26 protein-coding genes are annotated in these 25805 nt (G+C 62.8%); 14 read left to right on the top strand and 12 right to left on the bottom strand.

The window, feature by feature from the left end; all coding sequences use genetic code 11:
• Positions 1-25 precede the first annotated feature (25 nt).
• From GA829_RS04735 to GA829_RS04750, 4 genes are read right to left on the bottom strand one after another with little or no spacing between them, the layout of a single operon-like run.
• Positions 26-394 (bottom strand): helix-turn-helix domain-containing protein, encoded by a 369-nt coding sequence (locus tag GA829_RS04735; RefSeq protein ID WP_195177400.1) that lies wholly within the window; start codon positions 392-394, stop codon positions 26-28.
• A 10-nt stretch (positions 395-404) separates the two neighbouring features.
• Complete coding sequence (locus tag GA829_RS04740; RefSeq protein WP_195177401.1) at positions 405-932, bottom strand: Smr/MutS family protein; 528 nt, start codon at positions 930-932, stop codon at positions 405-407.
• Positions 929-2035: a murein transglycosylase A gene (gene mltA, locus GA829_RS04745; RefSeq protein WP_195177402.1), complete on the bottom strand. Its 1107-nt coding sequence runs from the start codon at positions 2033-2035 to the stop codon at positions 929-931. Before mltA ends, GA829_RS04740 begins: the two co-directional genes overlap by 4 nt.
• 23 nt (positions 2036-2058) lie before the next feature.
• Entirely contained in the window at positions 2059-2766 is a 708-nt protein-coding gene (locus GA829_RS04750; RefSeq protein ID WP_195177403.1) for a Tim44/TimA family putative adaptor protein, read from the bottom strand.
• 214 nt (positions 2767-2980) lie between these two features.
• Here GA829_RS04750 and GA829_RS04755 point away from each other — a divergent pair, with 214 nt between their 5' ends.
• Entirely contained in the window at positions 2981-3481 is a 501-nt protein-coding gene (locus tag GA829_RS04755; RefSeq protein WP_195177404.1) for an FxsA family protein, read from the top strand.
• Between the two features lie 171 nt (positions 3482-3652).
• Entirely contained in the window at positions 3653-4153 is a 501-nt protein-coding gene (gene secB, locus GA829_RS04760) for a protein-export chaperone SecB (protein ID WP_195177405.1), read from the top strand.
• 88 nt (positions 4154-4241) lie between these two features.
• Here the strand turns inward: secB and GA829_RS04765 are convergent, their stop codons facing one another.
• The 6 genes from GA829_RS04765 to GA829_RS04790 all read right to left on the bottom strand — a co-directional run bounded on the left by GA829_RS04765 (position 4242) and on the right by GA829_RS04790 (position 9354).
• Complete coding sequence (locus GA829_RS04765; protein ID WP_195177406.1) at positions 4242-5477, bottom strand: DUF763 domain-containing protein; 1236 nt, start codon at positions 5475-5477, stop codon at positions 4242-4244.
• A 107-nt stretch (positions 5478-5584) separates the two neighbouring features.
• Positions 5585-6289: a DNA polymerase III subunit epsilon gene (gene dnaQ / locus GA829_RS04770; protein WP_195177407.1), complete on the bottom strand. Its 705-nt coding sequence runs from the start codon at positions 6287-6289 to the stop codon at positions 5585-5587.
• A gap of 63 nt (positions 6290-6352) precedes the next feature.
• Positions 6353-6958 carry a dephospho-CoA kinase gene (gene coaE, locus GA829_RS04775; protein WP_195177408.1) on the bottom strand — a complete coding sequence of 202 codons (606 nt, stop codon included), beginning with the start codon at positions 6956-6958 and terminating at the stop codon, positions 6353-6355.
• Positions 6955-7797: a shikimate dehydrogenase gene (locus GA829_RS04780; protein ID WP_195177409.1), complete on the bottom strand. Its 843-nt coding sequence runs from the start codon at positions 7795-7797 to the stop codon at positions 6955-6957. The genes coaE and GA829_RS04780 overlap by 4 nt, the downstream gene beginning before the upstream one ends.
• Positions 7790-8389 carry a Maf-like protein gene (locus tag GA829_RS04785; protein ID WP_195177410.1) on the bottom strand — a complete coding sequence of 200 codons (600 nt, stop codon included), beginning with the start codon at positions 8387-8389 and terminating at the stop codon, positions 7790-7792. The genes GA829_RS04780 and GA829_RS04785 overlap by 8 nt, the downstream gene beginning before the upstream one ends.
• Before the next feature lie 50 nt (positions 8390-8439).
• Positions 8440-9354, bottom strand: coding sequence for a pyruvate, water dikinase regulatory protein (locus GA829_RS04790; RefSeq protein WP_374940384.1), 915 nt, complete (start codon positions 9352-9354; stop codon positions 8440-8442).
• On the opposite strand from GA829_RS04790, the gene GA829_RS04795 reads away from it, so the two are divergent.
• The 4 genes from GA829_RS04795 (at position 9303) to rho (ending at position 12685) form a co-directional block, all read left to right on the top strand.
• On the top strand, positions 9303-9617 hold the full coding sequence (locus GA829_RS04795) for a hypothetical protein (protein ID WP_195177412.1): 315 nt from the start codon (positions 9303-9305) through the stop codon (positions 9615-9617). The genes GA829_RS04790 and GA829_RS04795 overlap by 52 nt on opposite strands.
• A gap of 46 nt (positions 9618-9663) precedes the next feature.
• Positions 9664-10695: a uroporphyrinogen decarboxylase gene (gene hemE, locus GA829_RS04800; RefSeq protein WP_195177413.1), complete on the top strand. Its 1032-nt coding sequence runs from the start codon at positions 9664-9666 to the stop codon at positions 10693-10695.
• Positions 10695-11225, top strand: coding sequence for a protoporphyrinogen oxidase HemJ (gene hemJ / locus GA829_RS04805; RefSeq protein ID WP_195177414.1), 531 nt, complete (start codon positions 10695-10697; stop codon positions 11223-11225). The genes hemE and hemJ overlap by 1 nt, the downstream gene beginning before the upstream one ends.
• Before the next feature lie 194 nt (positions 11226-11419).
• Positions 11420-12685: a transcription termination factor Rho gene (gene rho / locus GA829_RS04810; RefSeq protein ID WP_195177415.1), complete on the top strand. Its 1266-nt coding sequence runs from the start codon at positions 11420-11422 to the stop codon at positions 12683-12685.
• Between the two features lie 142 nt (positions 12686-12827).
• On the opposite strand, the gene GA829_RS04815 is transcribed toward rho, so the two are convergent.
• The gene (locus tag GA829_RS04815) at positions 12828-14846 is read right to left on the bottom strand and encodes a thioredoxin domain-containing protein (RefSeq protein ID WP_195177416.1); all 2019 of its coding nucleotides are present in this window, start codon (positions 14844-14846) and stop codon (positions 12828-12830) included.
• 57 nt (positions 14847-14903) lie between these two features.
• Here GA829_RS04815 and mnmE point away from each other — a divergent pair, with 57 nt between their 5' ends.
• The 5 genes from mnmE (at position 14904) to GA829_RS04840 (ending at position 20689) form a co-directional block, all read left to right on the top strand.
• Positions 14904-16226, top strand: a complete 1323-nt coding sequence (gene mnmE, locus GA829_RS04820) for a tRNA uridine-5-carboxymethylaminomethyl(34) synthesis GTPase MnmE (RefSeq protein WP_195177417.1) — start codon at positions 14904-14906, stop codon at positions 16224-16226.
• Positions 16227-16400: 174 nt separating this feature from the next.
• Positions 16401-18275 (top strand): tRNA uridine-5-carboxymethylaminomethyl(34) synthesis enzyme MnmG, encoded by a 1875-nt coding sequence (mnmG, locus tag GA829_RS04825; protein WP_195177418.1) that lies wholly within the window; start codon positions 16401-16403, stop codon positions 18273-18275.
• Positions 18272-18904: a 16S rRNA (guanine(527)-N(7))-methyltransferase RsmG gene (gene rsmG / locus GA829_RS04830; RefSeq protein ID WP_195177419.1), complete on the top strand. Its 633-nt coding sequence runs from the start codon at positions 18272-18274 to the stop codon at positions 18902-18904. The genes mnmG and rsmG overlap by 4 nt, the downstream gene beginning before the upstream one ends.
• A gap of 43 nt (positions 18905-18947) precedes the next feature.
• A complete protein-coding gene (locus GA829_RS04835; RefSeq protein WP_195179525.1) occupies positions 18948-19748 on the top strand; it encodes a ParA family protein in 801 nt (266 codons plus the stop codon).
• A gap of 59 nt (positions 19749-19807) precedes the next feature.
• Positions 19808-20689 carry a ParB/RepB/Spo0J family partition protein gene (locus GA829_RS04840; RefSeq protein ID WP_195177420.1) on the top strand — a complete coding sequence of 294 codons (882 nt, stop codon included), beginning with the start codon at positions 19808-19810 and terminating at the stop codon, positions 20687-20689.
• A 179-nt stretch (positions 20690-20868) separates the two neighbouring features.
• Here GA829_RS04840 and holA read toward each other — a convergent pair whose 3' ends face one another.
• On the bottom strand, positions 20869-21912 hold the full coding sequence (holA, locus tag GA829_RS04845) for a DNA polymerase III subunit delta (protein ID WP_195177421.1): 1044 nt from the start codon (positions 21910-21912) through the stop codon (positions 20869-20871).
• Positions 21913-22154: 242 nt separating this feature from the next.
• On the opposite strand from holA, the gene GA829_RS04850 reads away from it, so the two are divergent.
• Genes GA829_RS04850 through GA829_RS04860 form a run of 3 tightly spaced genes read left to right on the top strand, consistent with a single transcriptional unit; the run spans position 22155 to position 25747 of the window.
• The gene (locus tag GA829_RS04850; protein ID WP_195177422.1) at positions 22155-23387 is read left to right on the top strand and encodes a 3-methyl-2-oxobutanoate dehydrogenase (2-methylpropanoyl-transferring) subunit alpha; all 1233 of its coding nucleotides are present in this window, start codon (positions 22155-22157) and stop codon (positions 23385-23387) included.
• 2 nt (positions 23388-23389) lie between these two features.
• Positions 23390-24403 carry an alpha-ketoacid dehydrogenase subunit beta gene (locus GA829_RS04855; protein ID WP_195177423.1) on the top strand — a complete coding sequence of 338 codons (1014 nt, stop codon included), beginning with the start codon at positions 23390-23392 and terminating at the stop codon, positions 24401-24403.
• Between the two features lie 18 nt (positions 24404-24421).
• The gene (locus GA829_RS04860; RefSeq protein WP_195177424.1) at positions 24422-25747 is read left to right on the top strand and encodes a dihydrolipoamide acetyltransferase family protein; all 1326 of its coding nucleotides are present in this window, start codon (positions 24422-24424) and stop codon (positions 25745-25747) included.
• Positions 25748-25805: the final 58 nt, after the last annotated feature.

Genomic DNA, 25805 nt, shown 5'->3' on the forward strand with positions numbered 1-25805 from the left:
GCCAACAGGTGGTGCAAATGCCTGCCTACGGCCGCTGGCCGAGTGCCGCGCGGATCGAGGCGGTGATACGGCGAAGCTCCGCTTCATCCAGCCTTTCGATGTTTTCCGCCAGGAGATTGGCAAGTTCCGTCGCGGCGGGGCTCAGGCCCGACGTGTCGAGTTTCACGCGCGGATGCGAGGTCTCGGCCAAGCGCGCCAGCTCTTCGGCGTCATCCCAGATGATGTTGAAATAGCCGATGATCTTCTGGATCAGCGTCCAGGTCGGTGCGCCACGGCGGCCATGCTCCAGCGCCGACAGATAGGCGGCGCTGACGCCGATCGCCGACGCCATGTCCTTTTGCTTGACGCCGCGTTCGCTGCGCAGCGCGCGCAATTTCTCGCCGAACGGTGTCATCCGCGTCTTCTCATGAGCGAACCCGCCGCAGGCGGATATAGAGCGCGCCCGAGCCGCCATGGTTGCGGGCGGCATGGTCGTGGCTGGAGACCAGCGGCCGGAAAGCCGGCGTCGACAGCCATGCCGGCACGGCGCGGCGCAAGACGCCATCGCCACCGGAGGATGAGCCCTTGCCAGTGATGACCAGGACATAGCGGATGCCGCCGGCATGGGCCCGGTGCAGGAACGAGAACAGCAGCGAATAGGCCTCGTCCTGGGTCATGCCATGCAAGTCGACACGGCCTTCGATCGGCAGCCGGCCCTTCGACAGCTTGTCCAGCGTCGGTTCATCTAATGCGTGCGAGACGTGTTGCGCCTTCGGCTTTGCCACGCCCGCCTGAACGGCAACGGGCTGGGCTGGCTGCGCCGGCGCCGGCCTGACCTCCGCGATGTCGGGGATATCTACCGAAGTCTTGCCCTTCAGCGGCTTGGCCGTGCGCGCCACCAGGTTCCACAGAACCCGGTCGTCCTCGCTCAGCTTGTCCGCGCGGCGGGTCATGGCCGCGCACCCGAAACGAGCGCGCGCGGGATCAGTGCATAGAAATCAGCGTCGTTGCGCACGACACCCGCGATCTCGCCGGCCGCGTCGCCGGAACCGGCGAAGAGGTCGCCTCGGGCCTGCCCGGTGATGGCCGAGCCGGTGTCCTGCGCGATCATAACGCGGCGGAAGGGTTGGCCGCCGAAGGCGAGCAGCGACGGCGCATCGATGTAGAACGGCGTAGCAAACGTGTGCAGCAGGCGGTCGACAGCCATGGAACGGCCCGGCGTCAGCGGCACCTTGGCGGCGGCGATCGGGCCAAGCGCCGCATCGTCGACATCGGCTTCGCGGAAGAAGATGTAGGACCGGTTCTGCCACAGGATCTCGTCGATGCTATCAGGATGCGCCTTGAACCAGGCGCGGATCGACTGCATCGTCACTTTTTCCAGCGGGATTTCACCTGTTTCACTGAGAATGCGGCCAGGGCCGGTGAAGCGCTGGCCGGATTTGGCGGCGTAGGTGACACGGGTGAGCCTGCCACCGGTCATGGTGAGCCGCGCCGCGCCCTGGACATGGATGAAGAAGGCGTCGACCTTGTCGGCGAGCCAGGCGATTTCCAGCCCCTTGCCGGCGAGCGCACCGCGCTCGATCGCGCCACGGTCGAAATATTCAACGGCCCCATCCGGCGTTTCGCGGGCAAAAGCCAGATAGGGGTCCATGCCGGATGGCCGGTTGGCGTCGTCGATGTCGATGAGATCGGCCGGGCGTGACAAGAGCGGCACTATGAACCGATCGGTCCGCACCGACGAGGCCTCGACCTCCGGCTCATAGAAGCCGGTGACAAGCCCGGCGCCGCCGCTTTCACCTGTTATCAGCGCGGGAATGAAATGGCGCTCGAAGAAGGCGCGTGCCTGCGACCGATTCGCCGGCGAAACGGTGCGCGCCTCGGCGTAAGCGTCCGCGAAGGCGTTGAAGCCGACGCCGAGCGCGCCGCTGCGATACGGTTTGGTCAGGACGTGGAAGGCGGAGCGCCGAAAGGCGGCAAAAGCCGCCAGGTGGTCGTCGTCAGCCCAGCCGGGGAGATCGTCAAAGGATTTTTCGCTGAAAGCCGGAGATAGCGACACGACAGCCCGCCGCCGTAAGAGAGTCAGTCTTCTTCTTCGGTGGCGACCAGCTTCCAGTTCGGATCGCGTGAGCGCGTGTCGCGGGCGAAGGTCCAGACGTCCTTGACCTCGGCGACGGTTTCGGGATCGCCGTCGATGACGGTGCCGGCCTTGTCGCGGGTCGCTGAAATCAGCTCGCTGATGATGCGCAGCGTGACGTGCGCCTCGCCGTTCTTCATCTCGGCGGAAACGATATCCGCCTTGTCGATGCCGACGAAGGAAGACTGGATCTTTTCCGACTTCGCCTCACGTTCGCCGATAGCCGCGACAAAGCCGTCATAGACCTCGCGCGACAAAAGGTTCTTCAGCGCTTTGCGGTCGCCGTCGGCATAGGCCATGACGATCATCTCGTAGGCCATCTTGGCGCCGTCGACAAAACCCTTGGGCTCGAAGGACGGGTCATTGTCCTTGATGGCGCGCAGGCCCTTGTTGAGGTCGGTATCGGGCTTGGCGAAGGCATCGATGGCCGCATAAGTGTCGCCCGCCGGTTCGCCGGGCAGGCGCTTGCGCGGCAGCGAGACCACATTCTCGGATTTCTGGGCGGCATCCTTGTCGCCGCCACGGGCAGCCGTATACGGATCGAAAGGCTGCTTTTCATTGCCGGTACGACGGCCCAGCACGTTGCGCAGCTGGAAAAAGATCACCACTGCCGCAATCAGAAAGAAAATGGTGCCGAAGTCGAAGAATCCCATATCTTCCGCCAATCAATCCTTGCCCCGGGCCGGACCGCCAGGCCAACAAAGGCCACGGTCGCATAGCGTTCAACATTCAAAGCATATAGAACGCAAGGCGCAATCATTCAAATCAAAGGCAGGCATACCTATCTAACAGCCTCAGTGCCAGCGGCGATTGCCCGCAGGCAGGCAAAACAGACAAAACGGCCAACGATCGAAAGGTCGGCAAGACTTGCGCATTTCGCTGTTTCCTCTCTTTCTCCTCGCGCTTCCCCTTCTGGAAATCGCGGGTTTCGTCGTGGTCGGCCGTCAGGTCGGCGCCCTGGCAACGGTTGGTCTGGTGCTGGCATCGAGCATCGCCGGCGCGCTGCTGCTGCGGCACCAGGGTTTAGGCGTCATGGCGCGGGTGCGCGCCGAGATGGATGCCGGGCGCGACCCAAGCCGCCAACTGGCGCATGGCGTGATGATCGTGCTGGCGGCGATCCTGCTCATCATCCCCGGCTTCATCACCGATATTATCGGCCTCCTGCTGTTCCTGCCGCCGGTCCGCGACCTGGCCTGGAGCAGGCTGAAGGGCCGTATCGTGCTGGCCACCAATTTCAGCACCGGCGGCTTCCGCGGCCGGCAACGCGACAAGACCATCGACCTCGACGATGGCGACTACTCGCGCAGCGACGATTATGCGCGCGGGCCAGACCACAACTCTCCCTGGCGCCGCCTGAAGGACGAGTAGGGCATTTCGGCCCGGATTGAGCTGCTCCGTGGCAGCGAACCGCAGCAACTCCACCCAAAAAGGCTCCGGGTCACAAAGGCGGCAAACCTTGTCTTGTCATGCCGGTCATGGTAGCGAACGCCCGATTTCAATTCGGTCAGCAATGCTGCCCAGGCAAAAGGACAAAGGCTCATGGCCAGCAAAGATGACGCCCCGGTTGGCGCAGCCAACGGAAACGGCAATGCAGCGCAGCCCTCGCTCAACGTGCTGGCGCAGTATGTGAAGGACCTTTCCTTCGAAAGCCCCGGCGCGCCGAATTCCTTGCGTGGCCGCGACAAGGCGCCCGGCATTGCCATCAATGTCAACGTCAACGCCAATCCGCTCTCCGACAAGCAGTTCGACGTCAACCTGACGCTGAACGCCAAGGCATCCTTCGACCAGGAAGTGCTGTTCAACGTCGAGCTGGTCTATGGCGGCGTGTTTTCGATCAGCGGCTTCCCGCAGGAGCATATGCTGCCGCTGCTGTTCATCGAATGCCCGCGCCTGCTGTTCCCATTCGCCCGCCAGATCATCGCCGAGGCAACCCGCAATGGCGGCTTCCCGCCGCTGATGCTCGACCCGATCGATTTCGCGCAGATGTTCCAGCAGAAGCTGGCCGAGGATCAGGCAGCCGCCAAGGTCCAGGTAAGCTGATTTTTCAGCATCGCGGTTCGCAAAAACCCGGCCTCGCGCCGGGTTTTTGTTTTAGGGGCAGACGAAGCGGCGAACGCCATTGCCGCCATCACGCTTCCGGTGGTGGCTCCCAGCCGAAAACGCTGCGGCCGCCCAGCAGGTGCGATTGCTCGAATTCCCCCGCCACGATTTCCTTGAGGCTGGGACCGGTGACATAGCGCTCGACCTGACGTGACTGGTCGTCCAGCCGCCGCAAGGCTTCGATTTCTTCCGTGCGGCCGAGCCTCGCCTTGCCGACGGCCGATTTCAGCACGCCGATCGTCTCATCATAGACTTTCAGCGGCACGGGGAAGGGATGCCTGTCCTTGCCGCCATGCGCCAGCGAGAACCGGCCGGGATCCGAGAACCGGCAAGGCGCGCCGTGCACCACTTCGGCCACCATCGCCAGCGCGCGCACGGTGCGGGCGCCGACGCCGGGTACCAGCAGCAGTTCGGAAAAATCGGCCGGACCGCAATCGACGGCCGCGGCGATGTTGCCGTGCAGCCGCCTCATGACGACGTCGCTTTCGCGGACATCATGGTGAGCGGGCATGACCAGATGCGGCAGCATGGGCTGCAGCGGCGCGGGCGGAACGCCATGTTCCAGTACCGCGAATTCCTTCAGGATACGATCCGGCCCAAAGTCCCGCAGCAGGTCGAGCTGACCGTGGCGTGAGGCATCGGCGCGCCGGTCGGTCAGATTGACGATCTCGCCTTGGTTGGCGCCCTCGATCGCGGCATGCGGCTGGTCGACAAAGCTGGTCAGCCCTTCGGACAGCCAGTGATACCGGCGCGCCACCTTGCTGTCGCCATTCATGCCTTGCTGCACGACGACCCAATCACCGGCGTCGGTGACGATGAAGCCATGAAGATAGAGATCGAAGCCGTCCTGTACGGCGGCGCTGTCGACCTTGGCGACCAGCCGGCTGACAGTGGCCAATCCCGATCCATCGAAACCGACCCGCTCGCCGATCACCGCCAGTTCGTGCGGGGTCTTTCGCGAATGCGCGCCGCGGCCGCCGCAGACATGGATACCGAGTTCCCCCGAGAGGGGCGACAGGCCGCGCTTCAGGGCACCGATGACGCTGGTGGTGATGCCGGACGAATGCCAGTCCATCCCCATGACCGCACCAAAGGACTGGAACCAGAAAGGGTGTGCGAGGCGGCGCAGCAGTTCGGCGCGGCCATAGTGAAGAATGATCGCCTCGCACATGACCGTGCCAAGCCTGGTCATGCGATCGCCAAGCCATTTCGGCACGCGCCCGCCATGCAAGGGGAGATCAGCGCTTCCTGACCGTTGTGCCAAATCCTGCTGTCCGTGTTGTTTGTCCGGTAGAGATAGGCATCGCAGGCGCTTCGGCAAAGCCTGCATGCACAGGCGTCTGTCTTGTCAAAGACAGACCAGACTAGGTTTCAGCCTCTGGCAACCTTCAGCCAGAGCGCTTTTTCGCCCAGCGTCCCAACCATTCCGGCATGGGCCGCCCGATCGGCCTCGGTCAGGCGCGATGGCAAGGGTGACGGCCGCTCGGCAACGATGATTTCGATCTGGCGGACATTTTCGCCTCCGCCCGCCTGCGACGTGGCGCTGTCGAGGACGAGTGCCGCCTGCTTGCCGCCGATGAGCTCGATATAGACCTCGGCCAGCAATTCGGAATCGAGCAAGGCGCCGTGCTTGGTGCGGCGGGTGTTGTCGATGCCGTAGCGCCGGCAGAGCGCATCCAGCGAATTGGGACCCATCGGATGCTTGCGGCGCGCCAGGGCCAGCGTGTCGACGACCACACCGGGATCGATGACCGGATGGCCGAGCCGGCCGAATTCGACATTGAGGAAGCCGATGTCGAAATTGGCGTTGTGGGCAACCAGCTTGGCACCATCGATGAAGGCCAGGAACTCGTCGGCGATCTCGAGAAAGGTCGGCTTGCCCGCGAGGTCGGCGGCGCTGATGCCATGCACGGCCTGCGCGTCCGGGTGGATCGCACGGCCCATGGGATTGATGTATTTGTGGAAGGTGCGCCCGGTCGGAAAGCGGTTGACCAGCTCGACGCCGCCAAGCTCGATGACGCGGTCGTCGCGTGAATCGAGGCCGGTGGTTTCCGTGTCGAAGATAATCTCGCGCATCGAATCAGTCTGCTGGAGGTGACGCCGCGCACAAGATGGCGACGCGCGGCGCGGACGGCAAGCTTAGCCGTGCGGCTGGGCAGCCTTATCCCCGGCAAGTGCTGCGATGATCGCCTCGACCTCGGCGCGCGCGGCTTCAAGCCCTTGTCCGGTGTCGATGATGAAATCGGCCCTTTGGCGCTTTTCGGCATCGGGAACCTGCTTGGCCAGGATCGACGCGAATTTCTCCTCGGTCATGCCCGGCCGCGCCAGCACGCGGGCGCGCTGGACTTCCGCTGGCGCCGTGACGACGACAACCTTGTCGACGCGGTCGCGGCCACCGGTTTCGAACAGAAGCGGGATATCGAGAACGGCAAGCGGAGCGCCAGCTGCCCGGTTGCGCGCCAGGAAGGCATCGGCATCGGCCCGGACAAGCGGGTGGACGATGGCTTCAAGTTTTTTCAGCGCGGCCGCATCACCGAGCACGTAAGTGGCCAGCCGTGTGCGGTCGATCGAGCCTGACACCGCGGTTCCTGGAAAAGCCGCCTCGACCAGAGGGACCGCCTTGCCGGCGTAGAGGCGGTGCACCGTTTCGTCGGAATCGTGAACCGGCACGCCGGCGTCCGTGAACATCTTCGCCGTCGTCGACTTGCCCATGCCGATCGAGCCGGTGAGGCCGAGCACGATCATTGTTTCGGCACCAGATCGGCGACGATGAGCGCGCGCAGGTCAGGCGTCACTTGCGGCCGGATGCCGAACCACCGCTCGAAGCCGGGCACGGCCTGGTGCAGCAGCATGCCGAGCCCGTCGACCGTCTTCAGCTTCCGCGCCCGTGCGGCGGCCAGCAGCGGCGTTTCGAGCGGCACGTAGACGATGTCGGTGACAAGGGCATGGTCCGGCAGCAGCGCCGGATCGGCGGAGAGACCCTCATTGCCTTGCATGCCGAGCGCCGTGGTGTTGATCAGCAGGCCGGCATCGGCAAGCAATTCATCCGTGGCGGACATCTCGTGCGCGGAGATGCCGGAGCCAAAGCGGTGGCGCAGTTCCTCGGCGCGGGCAAGGGTGCGATTGACGATGCGGATGTCGGCCACGCCGCGTTGTTTCAGCGCCTGGATGACCGCGCGGGACGCGCCACCGGCGCCGAGCACGACCGCTGGACCATTGCTCGCCCAACCCGGTGCGAATTGATCGAGATTGGCGGCAAAGCCATGGCCGTCGGTATTGCCGCCCCAGAGCTTGCCATCCTCGAACCACAGCGCGTTGACGGCGCCGATCTCTTCGGCCGCCTGGTCGCGGCGATCGACCGATGCGAAGGCCGCTTCCTTGTGCGGAATGGTGACATTGCCGCCGAGATAGCCGTTGGCCTGCAATGTCCTGAGGAATTCAGCAAAATCCCGCGGCGCTACATCGATCGCCTGATAGCTGCCGTCGATGCCATGGCTCGCCAGCCAATGGCCGTGGATCTTGGGCGATCGCGAATGCTTGATCGGATGGCCGGTGACAAAGGCCTTTTTCGATGCCTCAGCCATCGATCGCCCCAAGCGTGCGAAGCTCGGCCAGCAGCGGCAGCAGCGGCAGGCCGACAATGGTGAAATGGTCGCCCTCGACCTTCTCGAACAGCTGGATGCCTTCGCCCTCGATCTGATAGGCGCCGACGCTGGACAGCGCCTTGGCCCCGACACGTGCCAGATGGCGGCCGATAAACGCCGGGTCGAGCTTGCGCATGGTCATGCTGGCAATGCCGACATGCCGCCACAGAACCTGGCCATCGCGAACCAGCACCGCCGCGCTGTTGAGCTGATGTGTCTTTCCCGACAGCGCCAGTAGGTGGCGGCGCGCGCCCTCCATGTCGGCCGGCTTATGGAAGACCTCATCGCCGAGCGACAACGTCTGGTCGCAGCCGAGCACCAGGGCGCCAGGCTTGCGCTCGCTGACCTCGCTGGCCTTGGCTTCGGCAAGCACCAGGGCGACATCCTCTGGTGAAACGCCGCTGTCCTGCAGCGGCGCCTCGAGTGCGCGCTCGTCGACATCGGCGGGGACAGCCTCGACGTCCATGCCGGCATTGACCAGCATCGCCTTGCGAAACGGGCTGCCTGAAGCCAGGATGATTTTTTCGGTCATGAGTCCCGTCTCATTCCTTCGCGCCCCGCTGTCCCACCAGCGTTTTGGACCTAGCGCGTCTTCCCCCGCAGGGCAACGATGGCCGCCGCCGTTTCCTCGATCGAGCGGCGGCTGACATCGATCATTGGCCAGCCGTGCCGCGTGCAGATCTGCCGGGCATAGGCGAGCTCCTCTGTGATCGAAGCCCGGTCGACATAGTCGGTCGCTTCGTAGGAACTGCTGTTGCCGAGGATACGGTTCTGCCTGACATGCGAGATGCGCTCGGCGGTGGCGATCAGGCCGACGACCAGCGGCTTCGTCGCCGCGACCAGGCTTTCCGGCACCGGCACGCCGAGCACGATCGGAATGTTGACCGTCTTGATGCCGCGGTTGGCGAGATAGATGCTGGTCGGGGTTTTGGACGTCCGCGAAATGCCGATCAGGACAATGTCGGCGTCATCCATGTTGGCCGGCAGCTGGCCGTCATCATGGTCCATGGTGAAGTTGAGTGCATCGATGCGGCGGAAATACTCGGCGTCGAGAACGTGCTGGGCGCCGACGCGGCGGCCGGCTGGCGTGCCGAGATAGGACTGGAAGACGGTCAGCACCGGTTCCAGCACGGACACGCAAGGCAGGCCCATGGCGGCGCAGCGTTCATCGATGCCGCGCGCCAGCTTCTGGTCGACGACCGTATAGAGGATGATGCCCGGTTCCTCCTCTATGTCCTCGAACACTTTGGCGACCTGCTTTTCAGTGCGGATCAGCGGATAGATGTGCTCGATGGCGCGGGCGTCCTTGTATTGCGCCGAAGCCGCGCGCCCCGCCGCAAGCAGCGTCTCGCCGGTCGCGTCGGAGATCAGGTGCAGATGGAAGAAGCTCTGGGGTTTGTTCACAGGGTACACCTGGGGCTGTGGGCGGATGTGGATAAAGCGGGATGGAAAGACAGGCCGGTCGGCAGCGACTGTATCAGAAGGCGGTTTGTCCACAATTCGATGCGCTGTCGGCTTCGTCGGGCGGCTGGGGACAAATCCGGGGAGGGCCGATTTTGGCCTGGCACTGTCCACAGGACGGTGTTTGTCCGGGCAATCGTAACGCTTTGACTCCAGTGACGGATTCGGAACTGTCCCCAACGTCCTACATTCTGGAAAAAGATGCGCGCGACAATATGCTGGCTGGTTTTTTTGGGGGCAAAACGGGACAGGTGACAACCACCACAACCAACAGACTCTTAGAATCAGAAGAATCTTAGATATAAGATATTTGATTATAGAGAGGCTTGGAGAAGCGAGCGCTCAATGCCCCAACGCCGGATCATGCTGGACGTCCTGAAGGGCGAGACGGTGTTTCCACCTCCGCTCTGGATGATGCGTCAGGCCGGGCGCTATCTGCCCGAGTATCGCGAGACACGCAGGCAGGCCGGGTCGTTTCTCGATCTCTGCTACAATCCCGACCTTGCCGTCGAAGTCACATTGCAGCCGATCGAACGCTTCGGCTTCGATGCCTCGATCCTGTTCTCCGATATCCTTGTTGTTCCGCATGCGCTTGGCCGCGATGTCCGTTTCGAGGAAGGAAGAGGGCCGCTGCTGACACCGATCTCCGCGCCCGAGATCGCGGCCCTGGACGGCAAAACGTTTCACGTGAATCTCGAACCGGTCTACGAGACCGTTCGCCGCCTGCGGGCAAAGCTGCCTGATGAGACGACGCTGATCGGCTTTTGCGGTGCGCCGTGGACAGTGGCGACCTATATGATTGCCGGCCACGGAACGCCCGACCAGGCGCCGGCACGGCTTTTTGCCTATCGCGAGCCGGAGGCGTTTCAACGGCTTCTGAAAGTGCTGGCTGACCACTCCGCTGCCTACCTCATTCGCCAGATTGAAGCCGGTGCCGACGTGGTGCAGATTTTCGATTCCTGGTCGGGCGTGCTCGACGATGCGTCATTCGAACTGTTCTGTGTGCAACCGGTGGCGGAGATCGTTCGGCAGGTGCGGACTGTCCATCCCGACGTTCCTATCATCGGTTTTCCCAAAGGTGCCGGCGCTCGCTACCAGAGCTATCGAGAGAAGACCGGGGTGACGGGTCTGGGGATCGACTGGACGGTGCCCCTGGCGGCGGCGAAGGATTTGCAGCGCCAAGGTGCGGTTCAAGGCAATCTCGATCCTTTGCGCCTCGTGGCTGGCGGCAAGGCACTGTCCGATGGCGTCGAAGCGATCCTGAAAGCGCTGGGCGACGGGCCGCTGATCTTCAATCTTGGACATGGCATCACCCCGGAGACGCCGATCGCGCATGTCGAAGCGATGGTGAAGCTGGTGCGGAGCGCGACACGCTGATGGCCGACAATACCAACAGCACCGGTCAGGCGATGATGCGCATGATGGTGAGCATTGCCGTTCTGGTTGTCCTGACAGCGCTGCTGTTTCTGGCCGCGCCTGACGGTTTCTACCTCTGGGCAAAGGCTATCCATGTGCTGGCCGTGATCTCATGGATGGCAGGCATGCTCTATCTGCCGCGGCTGCTGGTCTATCATGCCGATGCCGAGAAGGGCTCGGCGCAGTCTGAGACATTCAAGGTGATGGAACGCCGCCTGCTGCGCGGCATCATCAATCCGGCGATGATCGTCACCTGGGTGTTCGGCCTGTGGCTTGCCTGGAAAGGCTTTGGCTTCCAGGGCGGCTGGCTGCATGCCAAGATTGGCGCTGTGCTTCTGCTGTCGGGCGTTCACGGCTATCTGGCCGGCGCCGTGCGCAAATTCGCCGAGGACCGCAATGAAAAGCCGGCGCGGCACTGGCGGATCGTCAACGAGATACCCACATTGCTGATGATCGCCATCGTGATCCTGGTCATCGTCAAGCCGTTCTAGCCCCCTTAATGACCCGTAAAAGGCGGCTTGCTCTTTCAGCCGACCGACGATAAAAGACGGGTCTTCCTTCCCGTCATGCGCCGCCCTGAATTGCTTTCGGCCGCGCCCGGCATTTGTCGCATCCCGCCGATATTTTCCCAGAGCTTACCCAAATTCCATCTGTTCCCCAGACTCCATCTACTCAAGGTCCGTCTATGCAAGAAATGAAACTCGCAGAGTTCAAGAACAAGAAACCGCCAGAGCTGATCGCTTATGCCGAAACGCTCGAGGTCGAGAACGCCAGTGTCATGCGCAAGCAGGAACTGATGTTCGCGATCCTGAAGAAGCTGGCAGCCCAGGACATCGAAATCATCGGCGACGGTGTGGTCGAAGTGCTGCAGGACGGTTTTGGCTTCCTGCGCTCCGCCAATGCCAATTACCTGCCAGGTCCCGATGATATCTACATCTCGCCGTCGCAGATCCGGCGCTTTTCGCTGAAGACCGGCGATACGGTCGAAGGACCGATTCGCAGCCCCAAAGAGGGCGAGCGCTATTTCGCGCTGCTCAAGGTCAATACGATCAATTTCGACGATCCCGAAAAGATCCGGCACAAGATCCACTTCGACAATCTGACTCCGCTCTATCCGACCAAGCGGCTGAAGATGGAAATCGAAAATCCGACCAGCAAGGACATCTCGCCGCGTGTCATCGATCTGGTCGCGCCGATCGGCAAGGGACAGCGCGCGCTGATCAATGCACAGCCGCGTACCGGCAAGACTGTTCTCATGCAGAACATCGCGCACTCGATCACGGCCAACCATCCGGAATGCTATCTGATCGTCCTTCTGATAGATGAGCGCCCGGAGGAAGTGACCGACATGCAGCGCTCCGTGAAGGGTGAGGTGATCGCCTCGACCTTCGACGAACCGGCGGTGCGTCACGTCCAGGTCGCGGAAATGGTGATCGAGAAAGCCAAGCGCCTGGTCGAACATGGCCGCGATGTCGTTATTCTCCTCGATTCGATCACTCGCCTTGGCCGCGCCTACAACACCGTGGTGCCATCATCCGGCAAGGTGCTGACCGGCGGTGTCGATGCCAATGCGCTGCAGCGGCCGAAGCGCTTCTTCGGTGCCGCGCGTAACATCGAGGAAGGTGGGTCGCTGACCATCATCGCGACCGCCCTGATCGATACTGGCAGCCGCATGGACGAAGTCATCTTCGAGGAGTTCAAGGGCACCGGCAATTGTGAAATCCAGCTCGACCGCAAGGTGGCTGACAAGCGCATCTATCCGGCCATGGACATTTTGAAGTCCGGCACCCGCAAGGAGGACCTTCTGGTTTCCAAGCAGGACCTGCAGAAGATCTTCGTGCTGCGCCGCATCCTGGCGCCGATGGGAACGACCGACGCGATCGAGTTCCTGATCGACAAGCTCAAGCAGACCAAGACCAACGCCGATTTCTTTGATTCGATGAATACCTGAGTCGGTTCGTGGCAGCGTGGTCTGCCAATCATCGAAAGCCTTACAGAGCCCCATTCCGAGGATATCGGAGTGGGGCTTTGTCTTTCGGCTTGTCGTCCCTTCGCGGCGATTGAATCGGTTCCGTTCCAATAAGGAACTCTGGCTATTGCCGTCGCAGCAGGGTCTCGAGTTCGTCCGGACTGGTTACGACAGGCAAGCAAAGCTGTCCTGTACAAAACCAGGCCCCGGCCTTGTCGGTCGCCGGCAGGACCCCGCCCGGTAGCCTTGGTCGATTCGCATCCGTACCAATCGGCACGACGATATCGACGCGGCGTGGGTCCGGATTCCGATTCGCAACCGGAACAAGCGTTGGATTGACCGGGCTGTCGACGATGACCAGCTTCAGCGGCTCGATTGCGAGTTCGCAGGCGTTGACGATGCCGGCCTGGCCATAGGCCTGATGCACCGCGCGGCCGGCGGCGTGCTCGGCAACGGTCCAGGCCTTTTGCTGCATATCGAGATCACCAGTCAGCGATGACAGCCGGACCAGGGCTTCGATGACCTGGCCCGATGCCGAAACGATGGCTTCGTCGACATCGCCACGGATGCGGATCAGCACATCGGTGCTGTCGGACGCCGTCAGGAAGTAGCCGGTCTTCTCGGCGTCCGCGTGCCAATGGTCGAGCTGTGCGATGAAGTGGCGGGCGCGCTCGGCATAGGCCGGGTTGCCGGTTGCCTCGAACAGCGAGATCGCGGCGTTGCTCATGGCCGCGTAGTCTGTCGAGAGCGCAGGAAACAGCTTCTTGTCGCCGAGCATCGAATGCGGCAGCCGGTTGTCCTCGCTGGACCCCGCGATATAAGCGAATGCCTGCTCCGCGGCCTCGATCCAGTCGCTTCGCTGAAGCGATCGCCCCGCTTCGGCGAGCGCCGCGATCATCAAACCGTTCCAATCGGTCAGCGCCTTGCCATCGCGGCCCGGCCTGATGCGCTGCTCCCTGACGGCCAGCAGCTTCTGCTTGATCGGAATCAGCAGATCGCGCTCCGCTCCGCTTTGCTCCTGCTGCAGCGATGTCTGGTGGACAACGGGATTGCCTTCCCAGCCATGTGGGCTCGAAAGCATGAAGTGGTTGAAAAATATAGGTGATTCGTCACCGAGAGCGGCTTGAACCTCTGTCGCGCTCCAGGTGTAGAAGAGCCCCTCCTCGCCATCGCTGTCGGCGTCCAGGCTGGCGGCGAACGCACCGCCATCAACGTGCATCTCACGTAGCAGCCAGTCGGCCGTCTCTTCGATTCGTATCCGGAACAATGCATTTCCGGTCTCCGCATAGGCCCAGTTGCACATGCGGATCAGCTGGGCATTGTCGTAGAGCATCTTTTCGAAATGCGGCACCAGCCACTGCGCATCTGTCGAATAGCGGCTCAGCCCGCCGCCGATATGGTCATAGATGCCGCCGGCTAGCATCCGCTCCAGGCTGATGAGAACGTCATCCCGGTGGGTGCTGTTGCCGTCGCGCAGCCAGGACAGCCACAAGGTCTGCATGAAAGGCGCATTGGGGAATTTCGGCGCGCCGCGCAGGCCGCCAAGGTCCTTGTCGATCATGCCTGCGATACCGCCAGCGAGTTGCCGAAGCGTCTCGGGGTCGAGCGTGGCCTTGGCGTGGGTGCCGGCAAGGCGCGCTTCAACATGGCTGGTCAGGCCGTCAGCGCTCTGATCGAGGCTTGCCCGCTTCTCCCGCCAGGCCTTGTCGATCGCTTCCATGACCTGGATGAATCCCGGTCGGCCGTAGCGAGGCTCGCGCGGAAAATAAGTACCGCCCCAGAACGGCTTGCCGTCCGGCGTCAGGAACATGGTCAGCGGCCAGCCGCCTTGCTCGCCCATGGAGGACAAGGCGGCCATGTAGATCTGGTCGATGTCGGGGCGCTCTTCGCGGTCGACCTTGATATTGACGAACAGACGGTTCATGACGGCGGCCACGCCGTCGTTCTCGAAGCTCTCATGCGCCATGACGTGGCACCAGTGGCAGGCGGCATAGCCGATCGACAGCAGGATTGGCCGATCCAGCGCCTTGGCCTCGGCCAGGGAAGCCGGGGACCACGCCCGCCAGTGCACGGGATTGCCGCTGTGCTGTTGCAGATAGGGGCTGGCTTCGTCGGCGAGCAGGTTTTGCTTGGGCAAAGTCACGATGGGCTATCCGGTGGATCGGGCTGCGAGGCTAGGGTGGTTCGGTAGAGCGGGCAAATGATTTCAAGGGATACGATCGTTGCGTTGTCGAGCGGCCGGCTGCCGGCCGGCGTTGCCGTCATCCGTATTTCCGGCCCCCGGACTCGATTCGTAGTCGAAACGATTGCGGGAACGATGGTTAAGCCGCGCGTTGCAAGCCTGCGCACGCTGCGGGCGCCGGATGGAGCTGTGCTCGACAGCGGGCTGGTGATCGTTTTCCCGGGTCCCGACAGCTTTACAGGCGAGGACGTCGCGGAACTCCAGGTTCATGGCGGGCGGGCGGTTGTCGGCAAGATGCTGGAGACAATCACTGATTTCGAAGGCGTCAGGCACGCGGAACCCGGTGAATTCACGCGCCGCGCGTTTCTCAATGGCAGATTGGACCTCGTCAAAACCGAAGCACTGGCCGATCTGATCAACGCGGAGACCGAGGCGCAACGGCGCTTCGCCGTTCAGAACGCCGGCGGCGCGCAAAGCGCGCTGTATCTGGCCTGGCGGCGCCGGTTGATCCATGCCCGGGCGATGATCGAGGCCGAGATCGATTTTGCTGACGAAGACGATGTGCCGGGTTCCGTTTCGGATACGGTCTGGTTTGATGTGCGGGCGATGATCGATGAGATCGATCGCCACGTGGCTGGATTTCGAGCCGCCGAAATCATCCGGGACGGCTTCGAGGTCGTCATCCTTGGTGCGCCCAATGCCGGCAAGTCCAGCCTGTTCAACGCCTTGGCGCGGCGTGATGCAGCTATTGTAACGGATGAACCGGGGACGACCCGCGACCTGCTTGAAGTTGTACTGGACCTTGAAGGACTGAAAGTTCGGTTGACCGACACCGCCGGGCTGCGCGAGGCGGCAGGCAAGGTGGAGGCCATCGGCATCGAGAAGGCAAAGGCGAAGGCGCACAGCGCCGATCTGCTGTTGGTGCTTGAGGACCTGCTTGCGCCAGGTGAGATCACCGCGCTGCCGCTTGATGTCCCGACAGTGCGCGTTGGCACCAAGAGTGATCTTCCAGGCGCCGGACAGCTTTCCGATCGCTTTGATCTCATCATTTCCACGGTCACAGGCCAGGGTGTAGACGAACTTCTGGCCCTGATAGGGCGCCATGCGGCGGAGCAGGTCGGCGATGTCGGCGATGTGTTGCCGTCGCGCCTTCGCCATGTCGAACTGCTCAACGAGACGCGGCGTTTCCTGGTTCGAGCAGTGGCGGGCGAGCCAAGCGGGCAGGAGCTCCGCGCCGAGGACCTTAGGTTGGCTGCCGACCGGCTGGGGCGGATCGTTGGCGCGGTGGATGTCGAGGACCTGCTGGATGTGATCTTTGGGCAGTTCTGTGTCGGCAAGTGACTCACGTGAAACATCGAGGCCCTACAAGGCCGGCGCGCTAGGCGTGACTCACGTGAAACCCCGCCCATTGCCTGGACATCGCTGTTTCACGTGAAACGGAGCGGTAAGTTTTCTTGACAGCACGGCCTCGCGGGGACATGTGTCGAGCCAATCTTCAAGTTCGGGAATCATGAAATGAGCGATCACTATGATGTGGTTGTGGTGGGCGGCGGCCATGCAGGTTGCGAGGCGGCCAGTGCTGCCGCGCGCGCCGGCGCCAAAACCGCGCTGGTGACGCTGCGCTTCGACACGATCGGTGTCATGTCGTGCAATCCCGCGATTGGCGGATTGGGCAAGGGCCACCTCGTTCGAGAGATTGATGCGATGGATGGCCTGATGGGCCGCGTCGCTGACGCCTCCGGAATCCAGTTCCGCCTGCTCAACAGGCGCAAGGGGCCGGCCGTGCGCGGGCCGCGCACGCAGGCGGACAGGAAACTCTATCGCCTGGCGATGGAGGCAGCGATTCGGCAGCAGAACGATCTCGAAGTGATCGAGGGGGAGGTTGTGGACTTCGAGATCTTTGAGGAGAAGCTGACGGCGGTGATGCTTGCCGATGGCCGGCGGCTGGCGTGCGGTGCCGTGGTGTTGACGACCGGGACCTTTTTGCGCGGCCTCATCCATATTGGCGAGAAGAAGATCGTTGCCGGCCGCATGAATGAGCAGGCAAGCCTCGGCCTGTCGGCGACGATGACACGGGTTGGCTTCAAGCTCGGACGTCTAAAGACGGGAACGCCGCCTCGGCTCGATGGCCGCACCATCGACTGGCAGTCGCTGGAAAGCCAGGCCGCGGACGAGGATCCGGTGCCGTTCTCGTTGATGACCGACCGTATCGAGGTGCCGCAGATCCATTGCGGGATCACCCGGACGACCACGGCTACGCACGATCTGGTACGGGCCAATCTTGGTCGCTCCGCCATGTATTCCGGGTCGATCGAAGGCGTCGGGCCACGTTATTGCCCCTCGATCGAGGACAAGATCGTCAAGTTTGGCGATCGGGAAGGGCATCAGATCTTCCTCGAGCCCGAAGGCCTCGACGATCACACTGTTTATCCGAACGGCATTTCGACGTCGTTGCCTGAAGATGTCCAGCTGGACATCCTGAAGACCATCCCCGGGCTTGAGCGCGCAACCATGCTGCAGCCCGGCTACGCGATTGAATATGACCACGTCGATCCGCGTGAATTGCATCAGACGCTGGAAACCAAACGGGTCAGCGGGTTGTTTCTCGCGGGACAGATCAATGGCACGACGGGCTATGAAGAAGCGGCGGCACAAGGCCTGCTCGCCGGCCTCAATGCCGCCCGGCGTGCGTCTGGCGGTGAGGGAATCGTTCTCAGTCGCACAGAAGCCTATATCGGCGTCATGGTCGATGACCTGACGAGCCGGGGCATCAGCGAGCCTTACCGGATGTTCACGTCACGGGCGGAGTTCCGGCTTTCGTTACGAGCTGACAATGCGGATGAACGGTTGACGCCTTTGGCCGCAAGCCTTGGGGTCGCTTCGCAGCAGCGAATGGCGCGGTTTGAGGACGTGATGCAACGGCTGGAAAAGGCGCGCGAGCTGGCGATGTCGACGACAATGACGCCCAATGAAGCGGCGCGCCATGGGCTTGAGATCAACAGGGACGGTGTTCGCCGTTCCGCCTATGAACTGCTCACGCATCCAGGCGTTGATGTTGCATGGCTGGCGCGGGTCGAGCCGCGCTTCGGCGAGATCGATGCGAAGACGGTCGAGCGGCTCGAAACGGAAGCGAAATATTCGGTCTATCTGGATCGCCAGAAGGCCGATGTCGCGCAGATACGCCATGAAGAGAGCCGCCTGATCCCGGAAAGGCTCGATTTTGCCGATGTGCCCGGCCTATCCAACGAGCTGAAGCAGAAGATGCTGACGAGACGGCCTCGCTCCGTCGCGGATGCGCAGCGTATGGAAGGCATGACGCCGGCGGCGCTGGCCATCATTGTCGCACATATCCGCAATGCGGAAGCCTCGGGCCAAAGGGCAGTCGCGTGAGCGCTGCCACATGGAAGAGCCTGCAAGAGGCAGCAGGCCCGGTTTCACGTGAAACATTTGATCGCCTGGTGGCGTTTGAGCAGGTCTTCCAGAAATGGAACCGCAGCATCAACCTCGTTGCCCAATCGACCTCTGGAGATGTCTGGCAGCGCCATATCCTGGACAGTGCGCAGCTCTGGCGGCTTGAGACCAAGGCGCAGCGCTGGGTCGATATCGGTTCGGGGGGCGGGTTTCCCGGCCTTGTGCTAGCCTTCCTGCTTGTAGAGCGCGACGGCGCAAGCATCGATCTTGTTGAAAGCAATCGCAAAAAGGCGTCGTTCCTGCAGTCGGTTGTCGGGCAATTCAATCTGCCGGCGCGGGTCATCGCGCGCCGCATAGATGACAGTTATGCGCTTGTTCCAGCACCGCAAATCGTCACCGCGAGGGCCTTGGCGTCACTTCCGGTGCTGGTCGACCTGGCGGTGCCGTGGCTGACATCAGGCGCGCGCGGCCTGTTCCACAAAGGCCGGGATTATCGCGCCGAAGTGCAAGAAAGCGTTAACCGCTGGGACTTCGATCTGGTAGAACATCCGAGCGTGACCGACGCTGCTGGCGTCATCCTCGAATTGTCCAATGTGCGGCCTGTCTGAACCGCACCCAGGCGACCCAAAAATGAATTTCTGGCATAAGCCCATGATGAAGAATGGCCCTCGAATCATCACCGTAGCCAACCAGAAGGGCGGTGTCGGCAAGACCACGACCGCCATCAACCTGGCAACGGCCTTGGCGGCGATCGGCGAAAAGGTGCTGATTGTCGATCTCGACCCACAAGGCAATGCGAGCACCGGCCTTGGCATCGACCGCAAGGACCGCACGGTGTCGTCTTATGATGTGTTGACAGGTGAACTGGAGCTGGAGGCAGCGGCCATCCCGACCGCAGTGCCAGGCCTGTCGATCGTGCCGTCGACGCTTGACCTGCTTGGCATCGAGATGGAAATTGCTTCGGCGCCGGACCGTGTCTTGCGGCTGCGCAATGCGTTGCGCGGTGCTGCCGAACGCTCCGCCAATTTCGGCTATGTGCTGATCGACTGCCCGCCGTCGCTCAATCTTCTGACGCTCAACTCGATGGCGGCGGCGGATTCGGTGCTGGTGCCGCTGCAGTGCGAGTTCTTCGCGCTCGAAGGCCTGAGCCAGCTGCTGGAGACTGTCGAGCAGGTCCGCCGCTCGATCAATCCGGACCTGACCATACAGGGCATCGTGCTGACCATGTATGACGGCCGCAACAATCTCGCCAACCAGGTGGTGCAGGATGTGCGGGCCCATATGGGCGACAAGGTCTATGAGACCATTATTCCGCGCAATGTTCGCGTGTCGGAAGCGCCTTCCTACGGCAAGCCGGCGATCCTCTATGATCTCAAATGCTCGGGCAGCCAGGCCTATCTGCAACTGGCGTCGGAAGTGATCCGCCGCGAACGCAAATTGCGCGCCGCTTGATATAAGCGATATTGCATAAAGAAAAAGCCGATTCGATACCGAAACGATCTGGATTAGTGATGAGCGAAGACCTTTCAAGAAAAAGACTGGGCCGGGGACTGGCGGCACTGATCGGCGAAATCGACCGTCCAAGCGCCCCGGAAAAGCCGGCGGCGAGCGCGGATGGCAAAGTGCCGATCGAGTTTCTGTCGCCGAATCCGAAAAATCCGCGCCGGCATTTCGGCGATGCCGACCTTACCGATCTCGCGCAATCGATCCGCGAACATGGTGTCGTGCAGCCGGTGGTGGCGCGGCCATCCGCGGCGCAGCCGGGCCGATACGAGATCATCGCCGGCGAGCGGCGCTGGCGCGCGGCGCAGCGCGCCGGACTGACCGAGATTCCGATCATTGTCCGCGATGTCAACGACCGGACGGCGCTCGAACTGGCGATCATCGAGAACGTCCAGCGCACCGACCTCAATGCGGTCGAGGAAGCGCTCGGTTACCAGCAGCTGATCGACGACCATGGCTATACCCAGGCCGATCTTGGCCAGGTGATCGGCAAGAGCCGCAGCCATGTCGCCAACACGCTGCGGCTGCTGAAACTACCCGATGTGATCCGCGACATGCTGGTCGATGGCTCGTTGTCGGCTGGTCACGCCCGCACGCTGGTGACAGCGGAGGATCCGGCCGGACTGGCCAAGCGGATCGTCGAGGAGGGGCTATCGGTGCGCCAGGCCGAAGCGCTGGCGCAGATGCCGGCAGGTGCTTCTGCGGCGCCGAAGAAGGCGGGGCCAGCGCAGAAGGATACGAACACGCTGGCGCTGGAAAAGCTGATGACCGACACAATCGGCATGATGGTGGCGATCGACCACAAGGAGAAAGGCGGCGTGTTGCGCGTCTCCTATCGGACCTTGGAACAGCTCGATGAACTCTGCCGCCGCCTGAAGCAGGATCGGTAATTAGCCGACGAATTAGCTTCGCTCTTCCCTTCTCCCCTTGTGGGAAAAGGTGTCGCCGAAGGCGACGGATGAGGGGTGTTCCAGGGAACACCAACGCCTCACTCCGCTGGAACACCCCTCATCCGTCTCGGCGCTAGCGCGCCGATCCACCTTCTCCCACAGGGGAGAAGGGAGAGGCACTACCTCTGAGCCAGCCGGCTGCTCTCGACCGCGATGCCCAGCAGCGCCTGTCGCGCCAGTGCAACCGAAAGGTCCGGACGGCGGCGGGTTTGCAGGACGGCGGTCTGCAGCCGGGTCAGCGCGCGGCCAAGGGCGTCGCTGTTCCAGCGCTCTAGCGCTTTTTCAACAAGCTTTTTCCGGGCAAAGAACACCGGGGGACGTGCCGCCGCGACGACCGATGCGGCATTGCGGTTGCCCGCGTCCATCTGGCCGCGCATCACCTGGATCGCCTGGAATTGCCGCATTGCCGAGGACAGCACCAGAAACGGCTGCCCGCCGGACTGGCAGTGACGGGTAAAGGCGGTGTCGAAATCGCCGATCTTGCCCTCCAGCAAGGCGTCGACCGCATCGTCGAAGGAGGCGCCGGAGACATCGCCGGACATTGCCTTGACGTCCTCGACGTCGATGTCTTTCTGGCCATGGGCGTAAAGCACAAGCTTCTCGATCTCGCCGCGCGAGGCCAGCCGGTCGCCGCCGAGGTTGCGGCGCAACGCCTGCCTGGCATCAAGCGTCATAGACATGCCGGCCTTGCGCAACTCGTCGTCGATAACGGCGTCGATGTCCCTGGCTTCGTCGGCATAGCAAGGCAGCGCCATGGCGCTGTCGGCACCCTCCACGATCGCCCGCAGGCCGACGCCTTTCTTGAGGTCGCCGGCTTCGATCAGGATGATGGCATCGCGCGGCGGCTCGGCTGTCAGCGCCTTGACGTCATCGGCAAGCGCCTTCTGGCCGCTGGCATTGCGCACCCATAGCAGGCGCCGGTCGGAAAACATCGGCACGGTGCGGGCCTCGTCGAGCAGCCGGCCTTCGTCGCGGTCCACCTCCGACCCCTCCAGCCGGACGACCGAGAACGGATCGTCCAGCGGCAATCCGGTCTTGGTGGCAAAGGCTTTGGCGCGTTCGGCAACGAGGCCGCGATCAGGGCCGTATAGCAGCACGATGGAGATGCGCGCATCGGGCCGCGCCAGCCATGAATCGACCTCGAAAGCTTTCTTCTGTGCCATGGGTTCTGGTTAGCATGGTGCGAGGGCAGGGTGAACTCCCACCTCCCACAAGGAAGAGGTGGAGCCTAGGCAGTCCCGGACCTGCAGGAATTTCCAGCTGTTGCGGCAAATCAGGCATAACCATTCGCCAAGTTGCGTCTAGCCCCGCAAGATAGACAAGAAATTTCGTCTTGATATCGGCATGTTGCCGGCGGCGCGGATGTGCGAATATCCCGGCCAGGCACCATGGGAGGACTTAGGTCATGGCCGATGCTGGACTGTTGCGGTTTCACGTTCCGGAACCGGAAGTGCGGCCGGGCGGCACGCCTGATTTTTCCAATGTGACCATTCCCGAGGCCGGCTCGGTGCCACGCCCCGAAATCGATGTCGATCCGCGCACCATCCGCGATCTCGCTTTCTCGATCATCCGTGTCCTGAACCGCGACGGTCAGGCAGTCGGTCCCTGGGCCGGTTCTCTGTCCGATGACGAGTTGCTGGTCGGCCTGCGCCACATGATGACGCTGCGCAGCTTCGATACGCGCATGCAGATGGCGCAGCGCCAGGGCAAGACTTCGTTCTACATGCAGCATCTGGGCGAAGAGGCGGTGAGCTGCGCTTTCCGCAAGGCGCTGATGCCAGGCGACATGAATTTCCCGACCTATCGTCAGGCAGGCCTGCTCATCGCTGACGGCTATCCGATGGTCACGATGATGAATCAGATCTATTCGAACGAGGCCGATCCGCTGAAAGGCCGGCAGCTCCCGATCATGTACTCGTCGAAGGAGCATGGCTTCTTCTCGATCTCCGGCAATCTGGCGACGCAGTATATCCAGGCGGTCGGCTGGGCGATGGCGTCGGCGATCTCGAATGATTCAAAGATCGCCGCGGCCTGGATCGGCGACGGTTCGACCGCCGAGTCCGACTTTCATTCAGCGCTGGTGTTCGCCTCCACCTACAAGGCGCCGGTGGTGCTCAATGTCGTCAACAACCAGTGGGCGATCTCGACCTTCCAGGGCATAGCACGTGGCGGTTCCGGCACTTTCGCAGCGCGCGGGCTCGGCTTCGGCATTCCTGCATTGCGTGTCGATGGCAACGACTATCTTGCCGTCCACGCAGTCGCCAAATGGGCAGCGGAGCGCGCGCGGAAGAATCTCGGGCCGACGCTGATCGAATATGTCACCTACCGCGCCGGCGCGCATTCAAGCTCGGACGATCCATCCGCCTATCGGCCGAAAACCGAGTCCGACGCGTGGCCGCTGGGCGATCCCGTCGTCCGGCTAAAGAACCATCTCATCGCGCGCGGCCTCTGGTCGGACGAGCGGCATGTCCAGGCCGAGGCCGAAATCCTCGACACCGTGCTCGCGGCGCAAAAAGAGGCCGAAGCCAACGGCACGTTGCATGCCGGCGGCAAGCCCTCGACGCGCGAAATGTTCGAAGGCGTCTTTGCCGAAATGCCGCCGCATCTGCGGCGCCAGCGCCAGCAGGCGGGAGTCTGACCATGCCAAGACGGACGATGATCGAGGCGATCCGCGACGCCATGGATGTATCGATGGGTCGCGACGACAAAGTCGTGGTGTTTGGCGAGGATGTCGGCTTCTTCGGCGGCGTCTTCCGCTGCACGCAAGGCCTGCAGGCCAAATACGGCAAGAGCCGCTGTTTCGACGCGCCGATCAATGAATCCGGCATTGTTGGCTCCGCCATCGGCATGGCCGCCTACGGGCTGAAGCCCTGCGTGGAAATCCAGTTTGCCGACTACATGTATCCGGCCTACGACCAGCTGACGCAGGAAGCCTCGCGGCTGCGCTATCGCTCGAACGGCGATTTCACTTGCCCGATCGTGGTGCGGATGCCGACCGGCGGCGGCATCTTTGGCGGGCAGACGCACAGCCAGAGCCCCGAGGCCCTGTTCACGCATGTGTCCGGCCTGAAGACTGTTGTGCCGTCCAATCCGCATGACGCGAAGGGCTTGCTGATCGCCGCGATCGAGGATCCAGATCCGGTGATCTTCCTTGAACCGAAGCGGCTCTACAACGGCCCGTTCGACGGCCATCATGACCGGCCGGTCACGCCATGGTCAAAACACGAGCTCGGCGAGGTCGCCGACGGCCACTACACTGTCCCGCTCGGCAAGGCCGCGATCCGCAGGACGGGCTCGGCCGTCACCGTGCTCGCGTATGGCACGATGGTCTATGTCGCGCAGGCGGCTGCCGAGGAGACCGGGATCGATGCCGAGATCATCGATCTCAGGACGCTTCTGCCGCTCGACCTGGACACGATCGTCGCCTCGGTGAAAAAGACCGGCCGCTGCGTCGTCGTGCATGAGGCGACGCTGACATCCGGGTTCGGCGCCGAGCTTTCGGCGCTGGTGCAGGAAAACTGCTTCTACCATCTCGAGGCGCCGGTGGCGCGGGTCGCCGGCTGGGACACGCCTTATCCGCATGCGCAGGAGTGGGACTATTTCCCCGGTCCGGCCCGGGTTGGCCGTGCGCTCATCGAAACAATGCAAGCCTAGAGACTGGGGAGACCTGAGATGGGTGAACACATCATCAAGCTGCCCGATGTCGGCGAAGGCGTCGCCGAGGCCGAGCTTGTCGAATGGCATGTGAAGGTCGGCGACATCGTGCGCGAGGACGCCGTGCTCGCCGCCGTCATGACCGACAAGGCGACGGTCGAGATTCCATCGCCGGTCGACGGCGAAATTCTCTGGCTGGGTGCCGAGATCGGAGACACGGTGGCGATCGGCTCGCCGATCGTGCGGCTAAAGGTGGCTGGCGAGGGCAATGTGAAAGCTGGCGGCAAGCCGACGGAGCCGGCCGCTGACACCGAAGCGCCAGCAGCGCCGGCAAGCCCGAAGCCTGAAACCGCACCAGCCCCAAAGCCGGCTAGGCCGGTCGAGGCCCCGGTGAAAGCCGCGCCGCCGGCTGCCGCGGCCAAGCCGCTTTCAACCTCCTCCGTCGGCGCGCCACGTGCTGAAGGCGAGAAGCCGCTGGCCTCCCCTGCCATTCGCTTGCGGGCCAAGGAAGCCGGCATCGATCTTCGCCAGGTCTCGGGCAGCGGTCCGGCGGGACGCATCGGCCACGAGGACATCAAGGCGTTCCTGGCGCGCGGTCCGCAGGTGGCGAAGGCATCGAGTCTTGCCCGCAACGATGGTGTGCAGGACATCAAGGTCATCGGGCTGCGGCGCAAGATCGCCGAGAAGATGACGTTGTCCAAGTCGCGCATCCCGCACATCACTTATGTCGAGGAAATCGACGTCACGGCGCTGGAAGACCTGCGGGCCGCGCTCAACAAGGAAAAGCGCCCAGTTGGCGCGGAACGGCCAAAGCTGACGCTGCTGCCATTCCTGATGCGGGCGATGGTCAAGGCCATCGCCGACCAGCCCAATCTCAACGCGCTGTTCGACGATGAGGCCGGCATCATCCACCAGCATGGCGGCATCCATATCGGTATTGCCGCGCAGACGCCGTCAGGCCTGGTGGTGCCCGTGGTCAAACATGCCGAGGCGCGCGACATCTGGGAATGCGGCGCGGAGGTAATCCGGCTGGCCGAGGCGGCGAAGTCCGGCACCGCCACGCGGGACGAGCTTTCGGGGTCGACCATCACCATCACCTCGCTTGGCGCCATGGGTGGCGTGGCGACGACGCCTGTCATCAATCATCCGGAGGTGGCGATCATCGGCGTCAACAAGATGATGGTGCGGCCGGTGTGGGACGGAACCCAGTTCATCCCGCGCAAGATGATGAACCTGTCCTCCAGCTTCGATCACCGCGTCATCGATGGCTGGGATGCCGCCGTGTTCATCCAGCGGATCAAGACGCTGCTGGAGACGCCAGCGATGATTTTCGTGGAAGGCTGAGATGGAGCGGATGTCGAAAGTCCATATGGCAGCGAAGAGTCGTCATTGTGCGGCGTTG

The sequence above is a fragment of the Mesorhizobium sp. INR15 genome (genome assembly GCF_015500075.1).
GTDB lineage: Bacteria > Pseudomonadota > Alphaproteobacteria > Rhizobiales > Rhizobiaceae > Mesorhizobium.

Bases quoted from the DNA above. Each gene is read 5' to 3' on its own strand.
- mnmG (WP_195177418.1), top strand. From the start codon at position 16,401: ATGAGCGATCACTATGATGTGGTTGTGGTGGGCGGCGGCCATGCAGGT.
- holA (WP_195177421.1), bottom strand. From the start codon at position 21,912: ATGGCACAGAAGAAAGCTTTCGAGGTCGATTCATGGCTGGCGCGGCCC.
- GA829_RS04735 (WP_195177400.1), bottom strand. From the start codon at position 394: ATGACACCGTTCGGCGAGAAATTGCGCGCGCTGCGCAGCGAACGCGGC.
- coaE (WP_195177408.1), bottom strand. From the start codon at position 6,958: ATGATCGTGCTCGGCCTCACCGGCTCGATCGGCATGGGCAAGTCGACG.
- GA829_RS04855 (WP_195177423.1), top strand. From the start codon at position 23,390: ATGCCAAGACGGACGATGATCGAGGCGATCCGCGACGCCATGGATGTA.
- GA829_RS04840 (WP_195177420.1), top strand. From the start codon at position 19,808: ATGAGCGAAGACCTTTCAAGAAAAAGACTGGGCCGGGGACTGGCGGCA.
- GA829_RS04740 (WP_195177401.1), bottom strand. From the start codon at position 932: ATGACCCGCCGCGCGGACAAGCTGAGCGAGGACGACCGGGTTCTGTGG.
- GA829_RS04780 (WP_195177409.1), bottom strand. From the start codon at position 7,797: ATGGCTGAGGCATCGAAAAAGGCCTTTGTCACCGGCCATCCGATCAAG.
- GA829_RS04795 (WP_195177412.1), top strand. From the start codon at position 9,303: ATGGAAAGACAGGCCGGTCGGCAGCGACTGTATCAGAAGGCGGTTTGT.
- GA829_RS04750 (WP_195177403.1), bottom strand. From the start codon at position 2,766: ATGGGATTCTTCGACTTCGGCACCATTTTCTTTCTGATTGCGGCAGTG.
- GA829_RS04835 (WP_195179525.1), top strand. From the start codon at position 18,948: ATGATGAAGAATGGCCCTCGAATCATCACCGTAGCCAACCAGAAGGGC.
- GA829_RS04785 (WP_195177410.1), bottom strand. From the start codon at position 8,389: ATGACCGAAAAAATCATCCTGGCTTCAGGCAGCCCGTTTCGCAAGGCG.
- dnaQ (WP_195177407.1), bottom strand. From the start codon at position 6,289: ATGCGCGAGATTATCTTCGACACGGAAACCACCGGCCTCGATTCACGC.
- GA829_RS04850 (WP_195177422.1), top strand. From the start codon at position 22,155: ATGGCCGATGCTGGACTGTTGCGGTTTCACGTTCCGGAACCGGAAGTG.
- hemE (WP_195177413.1), top strand. From the start codon at position 9,664: ATGCCCCAACGCCGGATCATGCTGGACGTCCTGAAGGGCGAGACGGTG.
- rho (WP_195177415.1), top strand. From the start codon at position 11,420: ATGCAAGAAATGAAACTCGCAGAGTTCAAGAACAAGAAACCGCCAGAG.
- GA829_RS04860 (WP_195177424.1), top strand. From the start codon at position 24,422: ATGGGTGAACACATCATCAAGCTGCCCGATGTCGGCGAAGGCGTCGCC.
- mnmE (WP_195177417.1), top strand. From the start codon at position 14,904: ATGATTTCAAGGGATACGATCGTTGCGTTGTCGAGCGGCCGGCTGCCG.
- secB (WP_195177405.1), top strand. From the start codon at position 3,653: ATGGCCAGCAAAGATGACGCCCCGGTTGGCGCAGCCAACGGAAACGGC.
- hemJ (WP_195177414.1), top strand. From the start codon at position 10,695: ATGGCCGACAATACCAACAGCACCGGTCAGGCGATGATGCGCATGATG.